22 protein-coding genes are annotated in these 17,588 nt (G+C 54.8%); 10 read left to right on the top strand and 12 right to left on the bottom strand.

The features are described from left to right. The first annotated feature begins 30 nt into the window (after positions 1–30). The 3 genes from arcB (at position 31) to mtgA (ending at position 3,972) form a co-directional block, all read left to right on the top strand. Positions 31–2,364, top strand: coding sequence for an aerobic respiration two-component sensor histidine kinase ArcB (gene arcB / locus IM291_RS19575; protein ID WP_045260464.1), 2,334 nt, complete (start codon positions 31–33; stop codon positions 2,362–2,364). A gap of 232 nt (positions 2,365–2,596) precedes the next feature. Further along, positions 2,597–3,250 (top strand): isoprenoid biosynthesis glyoxalase ElbB, encoded by a 654-nt coding sequence (gene elbB / locus IM291_RS19570; RefSeq protein WP_048960849.1) that lies wholly within the window; start codon positions 2,597–2,599, stop codon positions 3,248–3,250. After that, positions 3,247–3,972, top strand: a complete 726-nt coding sequence (gene mtgA, locus IM291_RS19565; RefSeq protein ID WP_192987535.1) for a monofunctional biosynthetic peptidoglycan transglycosylase — start codon at positions 3,247–3,249, stop codon at positions 3,970–3,972. Before elbB ends, mtgA begins: the two co-directional genes overlap by 4 nt. Positions 3,973–4,010: 38 nt before the next feature. On the opposite strand, the gene npr is transcribed toward mtgA, so the two are convergent. The 11 genes from npr to IM291_RS19510 form a co-directional block, all read right to left on the bottom strand. Beyond that, the gene (gene npr, locus IM291_RS19560) at positions 4,011–4,283 is read right to left on the bottom strand and encodes a PTS phosphocarrier protein NPr (protein WP_025756690.1); all 273 of its coding nucleotides are present in this window, start codon (positions 4,281–4,283) and stop codon (positions 4,011–4,013) included. Next, on the bottom strand, positions 4,280–5,134 hold the full coding sequence (rapZ, locus tag IM291_RS19555; RefSeq protein ID WP_014885397.1) for an RNase adapter RapZ: 855 nt from the start codon (positions 5,132–5,134) through the stop codon (positions 4,280–4,282). The genes npr and rapZ overlap by 4 nt, the downstream gene beginning before the upstream one ends. A gap of 45 nt (positions 5,135–5,179) precedes the next feature. Next, positions 5,180–5,671 (bottom strand): PTS IIA-like nitrogen regulatory protein PtsN, encoded by a 492-nt coding sequence (gene ptsN / locus IM291_RS19550; RefSeq protein ID WP_008501443.1) that lies wholly within the window; start codon positions 5,669–5,671, stop codon positions 5,180–5,182. An 82-nt stretch (positions 5,672–5,753) separates the two neighbouring features. Next, positions 5,754–6,041, bottom strand: a complete 288-nt coding sequence (gene hpf, locus IM291_RS19545; protein WP_014171818.1) for a ribosome hibernation promoting factor — start codon at positions 6,039–6,041, stop codon at positions 5,754–5,756. Positions 6,042–6,063: 22 nt separating this feature from the next. Then, positions 6,064–7,497: an RNA polymerase factor sigma-54 gene (rpoN, locus tag IM291_RS19540; protein WP_028014571.1), complete on the bottom strand. Its 1,434-nt coding sequence runs from the start codon at positions 7,495–7,497 to the stop codon at positions 6,064–6,066. A 47-nt stretch (positions 7,498–7,544) separates the two neighbouring features. Next, a complete protein-coding gene (gene lptB / locus IM291_RS19535; RefSeq protein WP_028014570.1) occupies positions 7,545–8,270 on the bottom strand; it encodes an LPS export ABC transporter ATP-binding protein in 726 nt (241 codons plus the stop codon). A 6-nt stretch (positions 8,271–8,276) separates the two neighbouring features. Beyond that, on the bottom strand, positions 8,277–8,831 hold the full coding sequence (gene lptA / locus IM291_RS19530) for a lipopolysaccharide ABC transporter substrate-binding protein LptA (protein WP_028014569.1): 555 nt from the start codon (positions 8,829–8,831) through the stop codon (positions 8,277–8,279). Continuing rightward, the gene (lptC, locus tag IM291_RS19525; RefSeq protein WP_028014568.1) at positions 8,800–9,375 is read right to left on the bottom strand and encodes an LPS export ABC transporter periplasmic protein LptC; all 576 of its coding nucleotides are present in this window, start codon (positions 9,373–9,375) and stop codon (positions 8,800–8,802) included. Before lptC ends, lptA begins: the two co-directional genes overlap by 32 nt. Beyond that, the gene (gene kdsC, locus IM291_RS19520; RefSeq protein WP_025756695.1) at positions 9,372–9,938 is read right to left on the bottom strand and encodes a 3-deoxy-manno-octulosonate-8-phosphatase KdsC; all 567 of its coding nucleotides are present in this window, start codon (positions 9,936–9,938) and stop codon (positions 9,372–9,374) included. The genes lptC and kdsC overlap by 4 nt, the downstream gene beginning before the upstream one ends. Positions 9,939–9,952: 14 nt before the next feature. Beyond that, a complete protein-coding gene (gene kdsD, locus IM291_RS19515) occupies positions 9,953–10,939 on the bottom strand; it encodes an arabinose-5-phosphate isomerase KdsD (RefSeq protein ID WP_028014567.1) in 987 nt (328 codons plus the stop codon). 13 nt (positions 10,940–10,952) lie between these two features. Continuing rightward, positions 10,953–11,930, bottom strand: coding sequence for a calcium/sodium antiporter (locus IM291_RS19510; protein ID WP_192987534.1), 978 nt, complete (start codon positions 11,928–11,930; stop codon positions 10,953–10,955). Between the two features lie 227 nt (positions 11,931–12,157). Here IM291_RS19510 and mlaF point away from each other — a divergent pair, with 227 nt between their 5' ends. The 7 genes from mlaF to murA all read left to right on the top strand — a co-directional run bounded on the left by mlaF (position 12,158) and on the right by murA (position 16,950). Further along, positions 12,158–12,970: a phospholipid ABC transporter ATP-binding protein MlaF gene (gene mlaF, locus IM291_RS19505; RefSeq protein ID WP_028014565.1), complete on the top strand. Its 813-nt coding sequence runs from the start codon at positions 12,158–12,160 to the stop codon at positions 12,968–12,970. A gap of 7 nt (positions 12,971–12,977) precedes the next feature. After that, positions 12,978–13,760 (top strand): lipid asymmetry maintenance ABC transporter permease subunit MlaE, encoded by a 783-nt coding sequence (gene mlaE / locus IM291_RS19500; protein WP_028014564.1) that lies wholly within the window; start codon positions 12,978–12,980, stop codon positions 13,758–13,760. A 4-nt stretch (positions 13,761–13,764) separates the two neighbouring features. Beyond that, entirely contained in the window at positions 13,765–14,313 is a 549-nt protein-coding gene (gene mlaD / locus IM291_RS19495; protein ID WP_192987533.1) for an outer membrane lipid asymmetry maintenance protein MlaD, read from the top strand. Between the two features lie 17 nt (positions 14,314–14,330). Then, a complete protein-coding gene (gene mlaC, locus IM291_RS19490) occupies positions 14,331–14,966 on the top strand; it encodes a phospholipid-binding protein MlaC (protein ID WP_028014562.1) in 636 nt (211 codons plus the stop codon). Beyond that, on the top strand, positions 14,966–15,259 hold the full coding sequence (gene mlaB, locus IM291_RS19485; protein WP_028014561.1) for a lipid asymmetry maintenance protein MlaB: 294 nt from the start codon (positions 14,966–14,968) through the stop codon (positions 15,257–15,259). The genes mlaC and mlaB overlap by 1 nt, the downstream gene beginning before the upstream one ends. Positions 15,260–15,385: 126 nt before the next feature. Continuing rightward, positions 15,386–15,640, top strand: a complete 255-nt coding sequence (ibaG, locus tag IM291_RS19480) for a BolA family iron metabolism protein IbaG (RefSeq protein WP_008501458.1) — start codon at positions 15,386–15,388, stop codon at positions 15,638–15,640. A gap of 50 nt (positions 15,641–15,690) precedes the next feature. Beyond that, complete coding sequence (gene murA / locus IM291_RS19475) at positions 15,691–16,950, top strand: UDP-N-acetylglucosamine 1-carboxyvinyltransferase (RefSeq protein ID WP_028014560.1); 1,260 nt, start codon at positions 15,691–15,693, stop codon at positions 16,948–16,950. Positions 16,951–17,010: 60 nt separating this feature from the next. Here the strand turns inward: murA and sfsB are convergent, their stop codons facing one another. Continuing rightward, entirely contained in the window at positions 17,011–17,298 is a 288-nt protein-coding gene (gene sfsB / locus IM291_RS19470; RefSeq protein ID WP_028014559.1) for a DNA-binding transcriptional regulator SfsB, read from the bottom strand. Positions 17,299–17,588: the final 290 nt, after the last annotated feature.

Below are 17,588 nucleotides of genomic sequence, written 5' to 3'. Positions count from 1 at the left end.
TTGAGCGATAAAGTCGTGAAGGGATCCTCTATGAAGCAAATTCGAATGCTAGCCCAGTACTACGTCGACCTGATGATGAAGCTTGGGCTGGTGCGTTTCTCCATGCTGCTGGCGCTGGCGCTGGTCGTTCTGGCGATTGTCGTGCAGATGGCCGTTACGATGGTTCTGCATGGTCAGGTCGAGAGTATCGACGTTATCCGCTCTATCTTCTTCGGCCTGCTCATTACCCCGTGGGCGGTCTATTTCCTTTCCGTGGTGGTCGAACAGCTTGAGGAGTCCCGTCAGCGCTTATCAAAACTGGTCGATAAGCTGGAGGAGATGCGCGAGCGCGACCTGAAGCTCAACGTTCAGCTTAAAGACAACATTGCTCAGTTGAATCAGGAAATTTCAGATCGTGAGAAGGCGGAGGCAGAGCGTCAGGCCACGCTGGAACAGCTGAAAATCGAAATGAAAGAGCGCGAGGTGACGCAGATCCAGCTTGAGCAGCAATCCTCCTTCCTGCGTTCGTTCCTGGACGCTTCACCGGATCTGGTATTCTACCGTAACGAAGATAAAGAATTTTCAGGCTGTAACCGCGCGATGGAGCTCCTGACCGGGAAAAGCGAGAAGCAGCTGATTCACCTCAAGCCGCAGGACGTTTACTCCGAAGAGGCGGCCGCCAAGGTCATGGAGACGGATGAAAAAGTGTTCCGCCATAACGTCTCGCTGACCTACGAACAGTGGCTGGATTACCCGGACGGGCGCAAAGCCTGCTTTGAGATCCGTAAGGTGCCGTACTATGACCGCGTCGGGAAGCGCCACGGCCTGATGGGCTTCGGCCGTGATATTACCGAGCGTAAGCGCTATCAGGATGCGCTGGAGCGCGCCAGCCGCGACAAGACCACCTTCATCTCCACCATCAGCCATGAGCTTCGTACCCCGCTTAACGGCATTGTGGGGCTGAGCCGTATTCTGCTGGATACCGACCTGACCGCAGAACAGGAAAAATACCTCAAAACGATTCATGTCTCGGCGGTCACGCTGGGTAATATCTTCAACGATATTATTGACATGGATAAAATGGAGCGCCGAAAGGTTCAGCTTGATAACCAGCCGGTTGATTTCACCAGCTTCCTTGCCGATCTGGAAAACTTGTCTGGTCTGCAGGCCCAGCAGAAGGGGCTGAATTTTGTCATGGATCCCACCCTGCCGCTGCCGCATAAAGTGATTACCGACGGCACGCGCCTGCGTCAGATCCTGTGGAATCTCATCAGCAACGCGGTGAAATTTACCCAGAAGGGGCAGGTGGCGGTGCGTATTCGCTATGACGACGGGGACATGCTGCATTTCGAGGTAGAGGACTCCGGGATTGGTATTCCGCAGGAGGAGCAGGACAAGATTTTCGCGATGTACTACCAGGTGAAGGACAGCAACGGTGGAAAACCGGCCACTGGTACCGGAATCGGCCTGGCGGTGTCTAAGCGGCTGGCGAAGAGCATGGGTGGTGACATCACCGTTGCCAGCCAGGCGGGCAAAGGGTCAACCTTCACGCTGACGGTGCATGCGCCGGCGGTGGCGGAAGAGGTAGAGGATACCTTTGAAAATGACGATATGCCGCTGCCTGCGCTGCACGTCCTGCTGGTGGAGGATATTGAGCTTAACGTGATTGTAGCGCGCTCGGTGCTGGAAAAACTGGGCAACAGCGTGGATGTCGCGATGACCGGTAAAGCCGCGCTGGAGATGTTTACACCGGGTGAATATGACCTCGTTCTGCTGGATATTCAGTTGCCGGATATGACCGGGCTGGATATCTCGCGTGAACTGACGCGTCAGTACGCGGCTGATGAACTGCCGCCGCTGGTGGCGCTGACGGCAAACGTGCTGAAAGATAAAAAAGAGTATCTCGACGCCGGTATGGACGATGTACTCAGCAAGCCTCTGGCGGTGCCTGCTCTGACCGCCATGATCAAGAAGTTCTGGGATACCCACGATGAAGAGGAGAGCACCATGACGTCTGTTGATAGCGCAAAAGCCCAAACGATACTCGATACCGCGATGCTGGAGCAGTATATCGATCTGGTCGGCCCGAAACTGATTACCGACGGCCTGGCGGTGTTTGAAAAAATGATGCCGGGTTATCTGAGCGTGCTGGAGTCAAACCTGACGGCGCGTGACCAGAAGGGCATCGTGGAAGAAGGGCATAAAATCAAAGGCGCAGCCGGCTCGGTCGGGTTACGCCACCTGCAGCAGTTGGGTCAACAGATTCAGTCGCCTGATTTACCAGCTTGGGAAGATAACGTTGGTGATTGGGTTGAAGAGATGAAACAAGAGTGGCAGAACGATGTTGCGGTGCTTAAAGCCTGGGTGGATGCCAGAAAAAAATGACCCCGGCTAGACCGGGGTGCGCGAATACTGCGCCAACACCAGGGAAATCGTGGCTGCGCCTGTTTTTTAAAGTAATTTTCTAATGGGCGCCGCCGTAAAAATTTAGGCCGCACGCAGATAAGATAGCAAATCTTAAATGGTTTGTTACATGAATCAGTGAAATGTGTGAAGCATAGCGTTTTAATCAAAATTATTAATGTGCTTCAGCGAGTTGCAAAGAAGGATCGTCAAGATGAAAAAAATTGGTGTTGTCCTGAGCGGATGCGGTGTTTTTGATGGTTCAGAAATACATGAAGCCGTAATCACGCTGCTGGCCCTGACAAAACAGGGAGCAGAGGTTATCTGTTTTGCGCCCGACAAAAATCAGTCGGATGTGATTAACCATCTGACCGGCGAGCCGATGGCCGAAACGCGTAACGTGCTGATTGAAGCCGCGCGTATTGCCCGGGGAGAGATTCATCCGCTGGCGCAGGCAGATGCCGCTGAACTGGATGCGCTCATTGTGCCGGGCGGCTTCGGCGCCGCGAAAAATCTCAGCACCTTTGCTGCCGAGGGTGCCGCATGCACGGTGGACCCTGATCTCAAAGCGCTGACGCTGGCGATGCATGCCGCGGGCAAGCCGCTGGGCTTTATCTGTATTGCACCGGCCATGCTGCCAAATATTTTCGATTTTCCGTTACGGCTGACGATCGGAACCGATATTGATACCGCAGAGGTCGTCGAGGATATGGGGGGTGAACACGTTCCGTGCCCGGTCGATGACATTGTGGTGGATGAAGACAACAAAGTTGTCACCACGCCCGCGTATATGCTGGCGAAGAATATTGCGGAAGCCGCCGTGGGCATTGAAAAGCTGGTCGCCCGGGTGCTGGTGCTGACGGAATGAGGCGTCAGTCTTCCGCAGGCGCATGGTTGAAACGCCTTCTTTTACGCATCGTTCTCGTCCTGGCGGTGTTCTGGGGGGGCGGCCTGGCCGTGTTCAGCATTTTGCCGGTACCGTTTTCAGCGGTCATGGTTGAGCGCCAGCTTAGCGCGTGGTTCTCCGGTGATTTCGGCTATGTTGCCCATTCTGACTGGGTGAGCATGGATGAAATTTCTCCGTTCATGGGGCTGGCGGTTATCGCGGCGGAAGATCAAAAATTCCCGGAGCACTGGGGGTTCGATGTGGCCGCGATCGAAAAGGCGCTGGCCCATAACGAACGTCACGAAAACCGCGTGCGCGGTGCGTCAACGCTGTCGCAGCAGACGGCTAAAAACCTGTTCCTGTGGGATGGCCGAAGCTGGGTGCGAAAAGGGCTGGAAGCGGGCCTGACCCTGGGAATGGAAACGGTCTGGAGCAAAAAGCGTATTCTGACCGTTTACCTTAATATCGCCGAGTTCGGCGACGGGGTATTTGGTGTCGAAGCTGCATCACAACGCTATTTTAATAAACCTGCCAGCAGGCTGAGCATGTCGGAAGCGGCGCTGCTCGCGGCTGTTCTGCCTAATCCTGTCCGCTTCAAGGCCAGCGCCCCGTCAGGGTATGTGCGAAGCCGTCAGGCGTGGATCATGCGCCAGATGCGCCAGCTGGGTGGGGAAGGGTTTATGGAGAGAAATGCGTTAATGTAGGGCGGGTAAGCGCAGCGCCACCCGCCAGAATAGCAGGCCTAATCTTCGTCGAACCCGGCGTTAAACAGCGCAACTACCGCTGCCAGAGCTTCCTCTTCCTGAGGACCGGTGGCTTCAACCTCAATCTGACGCCCTTTGGCGGAGTCCAGCATCAGCAGCGCAATCACGCTGTTGGCTTCCGCTTCGGTGCCTTCGTCATTACGCAGCAGCACTTCTGCATCGAAACCCTGCATCAGCTCAAACAGCTTCATCGCCGGGCGTGCATGCATGCCCAGCTTATTGGTGATCTCAACGGTTTGTTTTACGGTCATGTTTTACGTTTTTCCAGCGTGCGATGACGGGACTGAACGTTCTTACCGCGCGAGCGGAAATAGTCGGCCAGCTGTTCGGCGATGTAGACCGAACGATGTTTACCGCCGGTACAGCCAATCGCCACCGTCAGGTAGCTACGATTGTTTGTCTCCAGCATAGGTAACCATAGCTCAAGGTAGCTTCGCGTCTGGTAGATAAAATTGTGAACTTCTGTGTGTCGGTCAAGGAACGCCGCCACGGGCTTATCCAGGCCGGTCATTGGACGCAGTTTGGGATCCCAGTGCGGGTTCGGCAGGAAGCGCACGTCGAAAACATAGTCCGCATCAATCGGAATACCGTGCTTAAAGCCGAAGGATTCGAACACCATCGTCAGCTCGCGCTCGCGTTTACCCAGCAGCCGGGTTCGCAGCATTTCCGCCAGCTCGTGAACGGACATCTCTGAGGTGTCGACAATCAGATCGGCACGTGAGCGCAGCGGCTCAAGCAGATCGCTCTCTTCGTCGATGGCGCTCTCCAGCGAGAGATTCTTGCTGGAAAGCGGGTGCAGACGACGGGTGTCGCTGTAGCGGCGGATCAGGGTATTGCGGTCGGCATCAAGGAACAGCAGCTGAGGCGAGAACGCGTCAGGCAGGTTACTCATTGCCTGTTCGAAGATCTCTGGCGATTCCGGCATGTTACGAACGTCGATACTGACGGCGGCGGAGGTTTGTCTCTCCGCTAACGTGCGTGCCAGATCGGGCAATAACACGACCGGCAGGTTATCGACGCAGTAAAAACCCATGTCTTCCAGCGCGCGCAGGGCAACGGATTTCCCCGACCCTGAACGACCGCTGACAATCATCAGCACCATGTTCCGTTTCTCCTCAGGACAACAGATGTGAAGGCCATCACCTGGTTATGCGTCATCCTGATTGCCTTCTGCTTCAGTGATAATTTGATAAAGCTCTTCATCACTTTGGGCTGAGCGCAGTCGACGGCAGATGGTTTTATCCGCCAGACGTTTAGCAACCAGCGAAAGCGTATGCAGGTGGGTCTTGGTCTGGTCGGCAGGCACCAACAGCGCGAAGAGGAGATCGACGGGCTGGTTATCAATGGCGTCAAAAGCGATTGGGGTTTCCAGTTGCACAAACACACCGACGGCACGCAGGGTGTCCTCTTCCAGCTTGCCGTGCGGGATCGCGATGCCGTTGCCGATACCGGTACTGCCCATCTTTTCACGGGTCAGAATGGCTTCGAACACCACCTGCGGCGGCAGGCCCAGCTGTTTTGCAGCCAATTCACTGATGATCTCCAGCGCACGTTTTTTGCTCTGGCAGTGAACGGCACTGCGGGTACATTCCTGGTTAAGGACATTGCTCAGTTGAAGAGCGGAATCGTTGTTCATCATAATTTCACCTAAGCGCTAACTGTACAAATGGCCCGTTGTGTTTCACAACAGGCCGTCCTGCACCCGTTAACTGCCCGGACAATTAGTGTTGTTTCAGTTTATCTTTATGTTTATTGAGCTGTCGCGCAAGCTTGTCAATCAAGCCGTCGATAGCCGCGTACATGTCTTGCCCTTCCGCACTGGCATGGAGTTCACCCCCGTTAACATGCAGGGTTGCATCCGAGATATGAGTCACTTTCTCCACTTTTAACACAACGTAGACCTGATTGATCCTTTCGAAATACTGCTCGAGTTTCGCGAACTTAGCGTTCACGAAGTCACGTAAAGCCTCAGTAATCTCGACGTTATGTCCTGTGATATTGAGCTGCATAGTGTCTTCCTTATCGGTTGTGTCAGACCAGCTGTTTACGCTGGTTAGACGGCGGAATGGATAAAGACTCTCGATACTTCGCAACAGTACGACGTGCCACCATAATACCCTGATCGGACAGCATGGTGGTCAACTTACTGTCACTTAGTGGCTTCGCGGGGTTCTCCGCGGCGATCAACTTCTTCACCAGGGCGCGAATCGCCGTTGAGGAGGCTTCGCCGCCACCCTCGGTGTTCACGTGGCTGGAGAAGAAATACTTAAGCTCAAAAATACCGCGCGGACTGTGCAGATACTTCTGCGTAGTAACGCGGGAAATAGTGGATTCATGCATCTCAACGGCCTGGGCGATATCCGCCAGCACCATCGGCTTCATATACTCTTCGCCCTGCTCAAAGAAGGCCTGCTGCTGTTCGACGATGCAGCGGCTCACGCGAAGCAGGGTATCATTCCGGCTCTCCAGGCTCTTGATCAACCATCGCGCTTCCTGAAGATTGCTGCGAATATATTGATTGTCGGAGTCGTTGCGCGCGCTGGTACACATGGAGGCGTACTGCTGGTTGATTTGCAGGCGAGGGATGCTGTCAGAGTTCAGTTCAACGACCCAGCGGTCATTGTGTTTTCTGACCAGCACGTCCGGGATAACGTACTCGGGTTCGCTGGTCTGGATCGACTGACCGGGACGCGGATCGAGGGACTGGATCAGATTTACCGCCTCTTTCAGCACCTCTTCCTTCAGGCGCGTCACGCGCATCAGGGTGCGGAAATCGTGGTTAGCCAGAAGATCCAGATGATCGCTGATGATTAAGCGTGCCTCGTCGAGCCACGGCGTCTCTTTGCTGAACTGAGAAAGCTGGATCAGCAGACAGTCACGCAGGTCCTTCGCGGCCACCCCGACCGGATCGAAGCGCTGAATGCGTTTCAGTACCGCTTCAATCTCCTCAATCTCAATCTCTTCATCGCCCATGCTTTCCAGAATGTCGTCCAGCGTGACGGTCAAATAACCGGTGTCATCAACGGCGTCGACAATCGACGTGGCAATAGCGCGGTCGGTATCGGAGAAGGGGGTAAGCTCTACCTGCCACATCAGGTAATCCTGCAGCGACTGGGTGGTTTCGCCCTGGTAGACCGGTAGCTCGTCGTCCTGGTAGTCTGCACGCGTGCCGGAAGGGGTCCCGGCGGTATAGATTTCATCCCAGCTGGCATCCAGCGGAAGCTCGTCCGGCATCTCTTTTTGTTCGAGTGCATCCGCGGTGTCGAGCGCTTCTGTGTCCTGTGACTGCTGGGTATCTACCTCGTCATGAAGATCGGCTTGCTCCAGCAGGGGATTGCTGTCCAGCGCCTGCTGGAGCTCCTGCTGGAGTTCTAAGGTGGACAGTTGCAACAGACGAATTGCCTGCTGTAACTGCGGCGTCATCGCCAGCTGTTGGCTGAGCCTTAATTGCAAACCTTGCTTCATGTTCAGAGCATTTTTCTCCGGTTCGGCGTTACGTTACCTCTACCCTATCAGAGTCTGAAGTCTTCCCCAAGATAGACGCGCTTAACATGATCGTCTTCGAGGATCTGCTGCGGCGTACCGTGAGCGATCAGATTGCCCTGGCTCACGATATACGCACGTTCACATACCGCCAGCGTTTCACGAACGTTGTGGTCGGTGATCAGCACGCCAAGTCCGCTGTCACGCAGATGCTCGATAATGCGTTTAATGTCGATAACGGAGATCGGGTCAACGCCCGCAAACGGTTCATCCAGAAGGATAAACTTCGGATTGGCGGCCAGCGCGCGCGCAATCTCAACACGACGGCGTTCCCCCCCGGACAAGGCCTGGCCCAGGCTGTCGCGCAGGTGTTCGATATGAAACTCTTCCATCAGCTCGTTGGCGCGATCCTGACGCTGTTCGTTGGTCAGGTCGTCGCGAATTTGCAGGACTGCCATCAGGTTATCAAAGACGCTCAGACGACGGAAAATAGAGGCTTCCTGCGGCAGATAGCCGATGCCACGGCGCGCGCGCGCGTGCAGCGGCAGCAGGCTGATATCTTCATCGTCAATAATAATGTTGCCGGCATCGCGCGGCACAATGCCAACCACCATGTAGAAGGTGGTGGTTTTACCCGCACCGTTCGGGCCAAGCAGGCCCACAATTTCGCCGGAGTTGACGGTCAGACTGACATCTTCTACGACACGGCGGCCCTTATAGGCCTTCGCGAGATTTTTTGCAGTTAATGTTGCCATAGCGAATTAGTTACTCTTCTTCTGTGCCGGGGCCTGGCCCTTGCCTTTGTCCTGCAGCTGCGACGGAACCAGCACGGTGGTTACGCGTTTGCCTTTCTCGCTGGAGGCCTGCATTTTTTGCTCTTTCACCAGATAGGTAATCTGGTCACCGGTAATATTGCTGTCCAGCTGTTCCAGATACGCGTTTCCGGTCAGGATGACCAGGTCCTTCGCCAGCTCATAGTGCATATGCGAGGCGTGGCCCTTCACCGGCTTGCCGTTGTCCTGCATCTGGTAGAAGGTGGCCGGGTTGCCGTAACCATCAATGATCTCTTTGCCCTGCTCGCCGCCCGGACGGGTAACGACCACTTTATCGGCGTTAATTTTGATGGTCCCCTGAGTCATGACGACGTTACCCGTGAAGGTGACGACGTTACCCTGCATATCGAGAGACTGAGTGTCGGACTCGATATGGATCGGCTGGTCGGTATCGCCCGTTACAGCAAGCGCGGGGAGACTGGCCGCCAGCATCGCGCTGGCGATAATTACTTTAAGGCTGAGTTTGTTTGTTTTGAATTTCATAGGAGGTTCTAACCTTTTCAATCAGCTCGGCGTTCTTGCTGCGTAAGTTCCCGCGCATTCTTAAACCGCTGGAATTAAATGTTGTGCCATACAGTGTGACCAGATCCTGCGACGTCACGTCCTGGGTTACCAGGTTGATCTGGGCATTATCCGTCGTAATTTTTCGCAGTTGCGAGTCAGCGGTCAGGGCGTTGACTTCAACGTGGCCATACAGATAAAGCATACGATCATTTGTCAGTTTGGCCCGATCTGACTTAATTGACCACGTCGGCACTTTGTCTTTATCGAAAGTGGTCATGACAGGTTGGGTAAACCACGAAACGCCGTCATCGGAAAAGTATTCAACGTGCTGGGCAATCAAGCGATAATTCAGCGCACCTTCCGGGCTATAGACCACGGTGTCACTGTGATCGCTTTTATAGGTTGGATCGTTATTGTTGACGACTTCCGTTTGCGTATCGTCGCGATCGGCAAGGTTCACGCCAATCAATACCAGTGCGACAAGCGAAAGCAGAATGATAACCCAACGTCTGGTTTTACTCATATCGATTGCCCTTTGGCTTCATCAAGCTTGCCCTGCGCCAGCAGAAGCAGATCGCAGACTTCACGGACGGCACCCCGGCCACCGTTGATGTGGGTAACGTAGTCAGCGCGCGGGATCAACAGCGGATGAGCATCAGCAACCGCGATGCTGAGACCGACTTCAGCCATCACCGGCCAGTCAATCAGGTCGTCCCCGACGTAGGCCACGTTTTCCGGTGCGATAGCCAGTTTACCCAGTAAATCATTGAACGCTGCCATCTTATCGGATTGACCCTGGTAAAGATGGGTAATGCCTAAGGTTTCACAGCGGTCTTCTACCAGTTTAGCTTTTCGTCCGGTGATGATAGCAACCTCAATACCCGAGGTGAGCGCACAGCGGATACCGTAGCCGTCGCGAACGTTAAACGCTTTCAGCTCTTCACCATTATTGCCCATGTAAATCAGGCCATCGGAAAGTACGCCATCCACATCCAGAATGAGCAGACGAATATTTTCCGCCTTTGCCATCATCTGGGTACTGACCGGACCATAACAGGTTGCAAGGGATGCACCCGCATTACTCATTGTCTTATCCTTTATTACACTACGCCAGCGCGCAGCAGATCATGCATATGTACCACACCCAGCAACTGGTCGCCATCGGCAACCATAACGGAGGTGATATGGCGGGACTGCATCAGGTTCAGCACATCCACGGCCAGCGTTCCCGGACGCACGCGAATGCCGCCGGGCGTCATCACATCGGCAATGCCGAGCGTGCGGACATCTACACCCATGTCGAACACGCGACGCAGGTCGCCATCGGTGAAGATCCCCTGAATTTTCATCAGATCGTCGCACACGACCGTCATACCCAGATTCTTACGGGTTATTTCCAGCAGCGCATCACGCAGGGAGGCTTCTTTGCTGACGTGAGGGATCTCATCCCCGGTGTGCATAATATCGTTTACCCGCAGCAGCAGCTTGCGCCCCAGCGCGCCGCCCGGATGGGAGAGCGCGAAATCTTCCGGCGTAAAACCGCGGGCTTCAAGCAGCGCGACGGCAAGCGCATCACCCATGACCAGCGCGGCGGTGGTGCTGGATGTTGGCGCCAGGCCGAGCGGGCAGGCCTCTTTCGGTACTTTAACGCACAGATGAATATCGGCTGCACGCGCCATGCTACTTTCCGGACGGCTGGTCATGCAAATCAGCGGCACCTGCAGACGCTTCAGTACGGGGATCAATGCCAGAATTTCATTGGATTCACCGGAGTTGGACAGCGCGATAACGACATCCTGCGGCGTGACCATCCCCAGGTCGCCGTGCGCGGCTTCCCCCGGGTGTACAAAGAAGGACGAGGTTCCGGTGCTGGCAAACGTTGCCGCCATTTTGCGCCCAATGTGGCCGGACTTGCCCATCCCCATCACCACGACTTTCCCGGCACAGTAGAATATCTTCTCACATGCCAGACTAAAATCCTGATTAATGTACTGATCTAACTGCGCCAGACCTTCACGTTCAATCTCCAGAACCTCTTTGCCTGCTTTCTGAAAGTCAAAACCCGGCTGCAATTCTATTTGCGACATAATGCGTTTCCGTTTACCCAGAGAGAAGAGGCGAGAGCCAGTACAGCATCGCCATCCATACGATAAATCCACCCGTCAGCAGCGCGCCTGCGCCTTTGCCGATCTGGCGTTGCCGCCGCCAGCAGAGCAGGGCAAATATCACGCTGACCAGCAACATCACCCCGTAATCGCGTGAAAACGCCATAGGATTAAACGGCCCCGGCGTAATCAGAGCCGGCAGGCCCATGACAATCGCGATATTAAATATGTTGGAGCCGATGATATTACCAATGGCGATGTCATCTTCCCCTTTACGTGCCCCCGCAATGGCGGTGGCCAGCTCCGGCAGGCTGGTGCCGATAGCAATAACCGTCAGGCCAATCGTCAGTTCGCTCATGGCGAAATAGTTCGCCAGTACCGTCGCGTTATCCACGACCATGCGCGTTGCCATCGGCATGATGATCAGCGCAACGCCAAGCCAGAGGAGGGCGACCGGCAGCGTGCCTTCCCGCGGGAGTTCGGCAACCTGTTCACGCGTCAGGCTATCCTGACCCTGTTTTTCCGCCTGGCGGGCAATCTTAACACTATACAGTAACCAGATGACGGCCAGCGCCAGCAGGAAAATGCCGTCGCTATAGCTCAGTACGCCATCATAAAATACGCACCCTGCCAGCAGGCTTACGACTAACATTAGCGGCAATTCACGGCGCAGAACATCAGAATGCACGCGAAATGGATGGAGCAGTGCCGCAAGGCCTAAAATCAGTAATATATTGACGATGTTAGAGCCAATCGCGGTGCCAATTGCCAGGTCTAACTGACCATGCAACGACGCCGAGACGGAGACGATGATTTCAGGAAGTGACGTGCCAACGCTGACCACGGTCATCCCGATGACTACAGGCGGTACACCCGTCAGGCGACACAGGATAGATGCAGCAAAGACTAAACGGTCAGCACTGTAGACCACTAACAGTAAACCAATGATTAACAGTGCTGTTGCTAAAAGCATCAAAAGTCCTTTCTTCAGGTATACTTGTCGGTCCATCGCGCGGGAATGGCTGGACTGCATACGGTCTGAGGCGTAACGAATTCCTAATTTTGACTTTATGCGCCGGAAAAGTAAAACAAATGCCAGCTTTCGCTAACCTCAACGGCTAATATTCTGTAAAAATGCGGGGTTAAGGGCTGATTCAGGCTGCACGTCTTAACGTGAGCAGGGTAAGAAAGGAACTATAAATGAGCCAAACGATGGCGAATATCGTCGATGTCCGCGGTGTGAGTTTTTCTCGCGGCAATCGACTGATATTCGATGATATTTCGTTGACCGTACCGCGTGGCAAAATCACCGCCATCATGGGGCCGTCCGGGATCGGTAAAACGACCCTCCTGCGCCTTATTGGTGGTCAGATCCCACCGGATAGCGGTGAAATCCTCTTCGATGGCGAAAACGTCCCGGAGATGTCGCGCTCGCGCCTGTATACTGTCCGCAAACGTATGAGTATGCTCTTTCAGTCGGGGGCGTTGTTCACCGACATGAACGTCTTTGATAACGTGGCCTATCCGCTGCGTGAGCATACCAGCCTGCCGCCTGAGCTGCTGAAAAGCACGGTGATGATGAAGCTTGAAGCTGTGGGGTTGCGGGGAGCCGCGAAGCTAATGCCTTCGGAGCTGTCCGGCGGGATGGCGCGCCGCGCCGCGCTGGCGCGAGCCATTGCATTAGAGCCCGATTTAATCATGTTCGACGAACCGTTCGTCGGGCAGGATCCCATCACGATGGGCGTGCTGGTAAAGCTCATCTCTGAACTGAACAGCGCGCTCGGCGTCACCTGTATCGTGGTGTCTCACGATGTACCGGAAGTGTTGAGCATTGCCGATTACGCCTATATCGTGGCGGACAAAAAGATCGTTGCACACGGCAGCGCCCAGGCGCTGCAGGAAAATTGCGATCCGCGCGTGCGGCAGTTCCTCGACGGTATTGCTGACGGACCCGTACCGTTCCGCTACCCGGCGGGCGATTATCGTGACGATTTACTGGGAATAGGGAGTTAAGCCACTCATGCTGTTAAATGCGTTGGCCGCTCTCGGACACCGTGGCATAAAAACCATCAGGACGTTCGGGCGTGCCGGATTGATGTTATTCAACGCGCTGGTCGGCAAGCCGGAGTTTAGTAAGCACGCCCCTCTGCTGGTGCGTCAGCTTTATAATGTCGGCGTGCTGTCGATGCTCATCATTATTGTTTCCGGTCTGTTTATCGGCATGGTGCTGGGGCTGCAGGGCTACCTTGTTCTGACAACCTACAGTGCGGAAACCAGCCTCGGAATGCTGGTGGCGCTTTCGCTGCTGCGCGAATTGGGTCCGGTTGTGGCGGCACTGCTGTTTGCCGGACGCGCTGGGTCGGCATTAACGGCTGAGATTGGCCTGATGCGTGCGACCGAGCAGCTCTCCAGCATGGAGATGATGGCGGTCGATCCGCTGCGTCGCGTGATCTCGCCGCGTTTCTGGGCGGGGGTGATCTCGCTCCCGCTACTGACTATTCTGTTTGTCGCCGTGGGGATCTGGGGCGGTTCGCTGGTTGGGGTCCACTGGAAAGGCATCGATGCCGGCTTCTTCTGGTCCGCGATGCAGGACGCCATAGACCTGCGAATGGATCTGGTTAACTGCCTGATTAAAAGCGTGGTGTTTGCCATTACGGTCACCTGGATTGCATTGTTCAATGGTTACGATGCTATCCCGACGTCGGCGGGCATTAGCCGTGCAACTACACGTACTGTCGTACATTCGTCGCTGGCCGTACTGGGCCTGGATTTTGTGCTCACCGCACTGATGTTTGGGAATTGAGTTCATGCAAACGAGAAAAAATGAAATTTGGGTCGGCGTTTTCCTGCTGCTGGCGCTGCTGGCGGCGCTGTTTATCTGCCTGAGAGCGGCAGATATTACGTCTGTGCGCACCGAGCCGACGTATCGCATCTATGCCACGTTCGATAACATCGGCGGGCTGAAGGCGCGTTCACCGGTCCGCATTGGCGGCGTGGTGATCGGCCGCGTATCTGACATTACGCTCGATGAGAAAACGTATCTGCCGCGCGTTGCGATGGATATCGAAGAACGTTACAACCACATTCCGGACACCAGCTCCCTTTCTATCCGTACTTCCGGCCTGCTGGGTGAACAATATCTGGCACTTAACGTCGGCTTTGAAGATCCCGAGCTGGGAACGACTATCCTTAAAGACGGTAGCGTTATCCAGGATACGAAGTCCGCGATGGTGCTGGAGGACATGATTGGTCAGTTCCTTTACAACAGTAAAGGGGATGATAAAAAGTCTGACGATGTCCCTGCGCAGAGTGAAGACCATACCAACGTTGCGCCGACCCCTGGTGCTGCGAATTAATTCAGGAGAAGTCATTCATGTTTAAACGACTGTTAATGGTTGCCATGCTGGTCATTGCCCCTCTCACTGCGGCACATGCTGCGGATCAGAGCAACCCGTACAAACTGATGGACGAAGCTGCGAAGAAAACCTTCGACCGTCTCAAAAACGAACAGCCAAAAATTCGCGCGAATCCTGACTATCTGCGTGACGTGGTTGACCAGGAACTGCTGCCGTATGTGCAGATCAAATATGCGGGAGCGCTGGTGCTGGGCCGCTATTACAAAGACGCCACCCCGGCGCAGCGTGAGGCCTATTTTGCCGCATTCCGTGAATACCTGAAGCAAGCGTATGGTCAGGCGCTGGCGATGTACCACGGTCAGACCTATCAGATCGCCCCGGAGCAGCCGCTGGGTGATGCGACCATCGTGCCTATTCGCGTAACGATCATCGATCCTAACGGCCGTCCGCCGGTGCGCCTGGATTTCCAGTGGCGTAAAAATAGCCAGACCGGCCACTGGCAGGCGTATGACATGATCGCCGAAGGGGTGAGCATGATCACCACTAAACAAAACGAGTGGAGCGACCTGCTGCGCACCAAGGGCATTGATGGCCTGACCGCACAGTTGCAGTCCATTGCTCGTCAGAAAATTACCCTGGACGAGAAGAAGTAATGTCGCAGCAACTCCGCTGGTCGCGTGAAGGTGAGACGTTAAGGCTGTCCGGTGAGCTGGACCAGGATCTGCTGAACCCACTGTGGGATAAACGCCAGGAAGCGATGCAGGGCGTGACGCTTATCGACTTAACCGACGTCACGCGGGTGGATACGGCAGGCGTTGCGCTGCTCGCCCATCTGGTTGCCGTGGGCAAAAAGCAGGGAACAAGCGTCATGCTTCATGGCGCAAGTGACAATGTCGTTACCCTTGCGCAACTCTACAATCTGCCTCAGGACGTACTGCCTCGTTAATATTTTCAGTGCGTTACTTCCGAAAGCCCTGACAGTTTCATCGTCGGGGCTTTTTGCTTGTTTAAGACGACGCCACTTTGCTCTAAGATGTTGGGCTTGTTTTCACTATCAGATGATTAAGAGCCCATGGAAAATCATGAAATCCAGACAGTGCTGATGAATGCACTCTCCCTTCAGGAAGCCCACGTCACTGGCGATGGCAGTCACTTCCAGGTTATTGCTGTGGGTGAGATGTTCGACGGTATGAGCCGTGTGAAGAAGCAGCAGGCTGTGTACGCGCCGCTGATGGAATATATTGCGGATAACCGCATCCACGCCCTGTCGATTAAAGCGTTCACCCCGCAAGAGTGGGCACGCGATCGCAAACTAAACGGTTTTTGAGCTGAGGGCGACAGGCCCGCAGCACGGTTGAATTTATAAGAGAGCACACAATGGATAAATTTCGTGTACAGGGGCCAACGCGTCTCCAGGGCGAAGTCACAATTTCTGGCGCGAAGAACGCCGCGCTACCAATCCTCTTTGCTGCGCTGCTCGCGGAAGAGCCGGTAGAAATTCAGAACGTACCGAAGCTGAAAGATATCGACACGACCATGAAGTTGCTCACCCAGTTGGGCACTAAAGTTGAGCGCAACGGTTCCGTCTGGATCGACGCCAGCAACGTGAACAACTTCTCTGCGCCTTACGATCTGGTTAAAACCATGCGTGCATCTATCTGGGCGCTTGGCCCGCTGGTGGCACGTTTCGGTCAGGGTCAGGTTTCGCTGCCGGGCGGTTGCGCCATCGGCGCGCGTCCGGTTGACCTGCATATCTTTGGCCTGGAGAAACTGGGCGCAGAGATCAAGCTGGAAGAGGGTTACGTTAAGGCCTCCGTCAACGGTCGTCTGAAAGGCGCACACATTGTCATGGACAAAGTGAGCGTAGGCGCTACCGTTACCATCATGTCTGCGGCAACGCTGGCAGAAGGTACCACCATCATCGAAAACGCCGCGCGTGAACCGGAGATCGTGGATACCGCCAATTTCCTCGTGGCGCTGGGCGCGAAGATTTCCGGCCAGGGTACTGACCGCATCACCATTGAAGGCGTTGAGCGTCTGGGCGGTGGTGTGTATCGCGTTCTGCCGGACCGTATCGAAACCGGCACCTTCCTGGTGGCTGCGGCCATTTCCGGCGGTAAGATTGTCTGCCGTAATGCACAGCCAGACACTCTGGATGCCGTTCTGGCGAAGCTGCGTGAAGCGGGTGCCGATGTTGAAACCGGTGAAGACTGGATCAGCCTCGACATGCACGGCAAGCGTCCTAAAGCGGTGACCGTGCGTACGGCTCCGCATCCGGCATTCCCGACCGATATGCAGGCACAGTTCACTCTGCTGAACCTGGTTGCCGAAGGAACCGGTGTGATTACCGAGACGATTTTCGAAAACCGTTTTATGCACGTACCGGAACTGATCCGTATGGGTGCACATGCTGAGATCGAAAGTAATACCGTGATTTGCCATGGCGTTGAGAAACTGTCCGGTGCTCAGGTAATGGCAACGGATCTGCGTGCGTCTGCAAGCCTGGTGCTGGCGGGCTGTATCGCGGAAGGCACAACGGTGGTGGATCGTATTTATCACATCGATCGTGGCTATGAACGTATTGAAGACAAACTGCGCGCGCTGGGTGCCAATATCGAGCGTGTGAAGGGCGAGTAATCGTTCCGGCAGCCCCCTGCCAGAAATGACCGGGGGGTTGCTATTCCTGTCAAAAAACCGTTATCCCTGCGGTTCTGTTTTTGCTTTTCTCTGGCGCATCATGCGCGTTCTGTCGATAAATTCATGAGTAACAGGATCGTGATAACGTGAAGGCCAGATCACCCACGGGTGCGTTTCCAGCGCCGTCGCGATAATCAATTCTCCCTTTGGCCAGGGGCGGGTCAGGGCGTTGGCCAGGGTGGAAGAACTCAGACCATGGCGGCGGGACTCTGCTGCAAGTGACGTACCTCTTTTGCGCAGTGCCGCAATGATATCTGCCGTATGCCAGTCGATAAATTTCGTATCCATAACGCTGTCCTTAAGTTCGGATTCACCTACGCCGTTTCTTCTGAAACGACTGGCTTACTATACTCATTTCGACTTCTTGTTCTAAAAAGTTCGCGTTACTTGAAGGGATATTCAGAATAAGACATGGCTTTATTCATGCGGGCTCTAACCCGATTCATTTACATGAATGCGGAATTTACTGGTGCGTTTTTGAACCTCCCCGCGATGGATACGTGTACGGTCCGGGGACATAGTGAACACTTGTTCGGGGACATGGTAGACACTTACAACTGAGGCATAAGAACCCGTTT

The organism is Enterobacter cloacae complex sp. P27C (assembly GCF_014895705.1).
Lineage (GTDB): Bacteria > Pseudomonadota > Gammaproteobacteria > Enterobacterales > Enterobacteriaceae > Enterobacter > Enterobacter bugandensis.
This window is presented reverse-complemented; position numbering and strand designations above follow the sequence as displayed.

Excerpts from the sequence above, each read along its gene's own strand:
- arcB (WP_045260464.1), top strand. The coding sequence starts at position 31 with ATGAAGCAAATTCGAATGCTAGCCCAGTACTACGTCGACCTGATGATG.
- elbB (WP_048960849.1), top strand. The coding sequence starts at position 2,597 with ATGAAAAAAATTGGTGTTGTCCTGAGCGGATGCGGTGTTTTTGATGGT.
- mtgA (WP_192987535.1), top strand. The coding sequence starts at position 3,247 with ATGAGGCGTCAGTCTTCCGCAGGCGCATGGTTGAAACGCCTTCTTTTA.
- npr (WP_025756690.1), bottom strand. The coding sequence starts at position 4,283 with ATGACCGTAAAACAAACCGTTGAGATCACCAATAAGCTGGGCATGCAT.
- rapZ (WP_014885397.1), bottom strand. The coding sequence starts at position 5,134 with ATGGTGCTGATGATTGTCAGCGGTCGTTCAGGGTCGGGGAAATCCGTT.
- ptsN (WP_008501443.1), bottom strand. The coding sequence starts at position 5,671 with ATGATGAACAACGATTCCGCTCTTCAACTGAGCAATGTCCTTAACCAG.
- hpf (WP_014171818.1), bottom strand. The coding sequence starts at position 6,041 with ATGCAGCTCAATATCACAGGACATAACGTCGAGATTACTGAGGCTTTA.
- rpoN (WP_028014571.1), bottom strand. The coding sequence starts at position 7,497 with ATGAAGCAAGGTTTGCAATTAAGGCTCAGCCAACAGCTGGCGATGACG.
- lptB (WP_028014570.1), bottom strand. The coding sequence starts at position 8,270 with ATGGCAACATTAACTGCAAAAAATCTCGCGAAGGCCTATAAGGGCCGC.
- lptA (WP_028014569.1), bottom strand. The coding sequence starts at position 8,831 with ATGAAATTCAAAACAAACAAACTCAGCCTTAAAGTAATTATCGCCAGC.
- lptC (WP_028014568.1), bottom strand. The coding sequence starts at position 9,375 with ATGAGTAAAACCAGACGTTGGGTTATCATTCTGCTTTCGCTTGTCGCA.
- kdsC (WP_025756695.1), bottom strand. The coding sequence starts at position 9,938 with ATGAGTAATGCGGGTGCATCCCTTGCAACCTGTTATGGTCCGGTCAGT.
- kdsD (WP_028014567.1), bottom strand. The coding sequence starts at position 10,939 with ATGTCGCAAATAGAATTGCAGCCGGGTTTTGACTTTCAGAAAGCAGGC.
- IM291_RS19510 (WP_192987534.1), bottom strand. The coding sequence starts at position 11,930 with ATGCTTTTAGCAACAGCACTGTTAATCATTGGTTTACTGTTAGTGGTC.
- mlaF (WP_028014565.1), top strand. The coding sequence starts at position 12,158 with ATGAGCCAAACGATGGCGAATATCGTCGATGTCCGCGGTGTGAGTTTT.
- mlaE (WP_028014564.1), top strand. The coding sequence starts at position 12,978 with ATGCTGTTAAATGCGTTGGCCGCTCTCGGACACCGTGGCATAAAAACC.
- mlaD (WP_192987533.1), top strand. The coding sequence starts at position 13,765 with ATGCAAACGAGAAAAAATGAAATTTGGGTCGGCGTTTTCCTGCTGCTG.
- mlaC (WP_028014562.1), top strand. The coding sequence starts at position 14,331 with ATGTTTAAACGACTGTTAATGGTTGCCATGCTGGTCATTGCCCCTCTC.
- mlaB (WP_028014561.1), top strand. The coding sequence starts at position 14,966 with ATGTCGCAGCAACTCCGCTGGTCGCGTGAAGGTGAGACGTTAAGGCTG.
- ibaG (WP_008501458.1), top strand. The coding sequence starts at position 15,386 with ATGGAAAATCATGAAATCCAGACAGTGCTGATGAATGCACTCTCCCTT.
- murA (WP_028014560.1), top strand. The coding sequence starts at position 15,691 with ATGGATAAATTTCGTGTACAGGGGCCAACGCGTCTCCAGGGCGAAGTC.
- sfsB (WP_028014559.1), bottom strand. The coding sequence starts at position 17,298 with ATGGATACGAAATTTATCGACTGGCATACGGCAGATATCATTGCGGCA.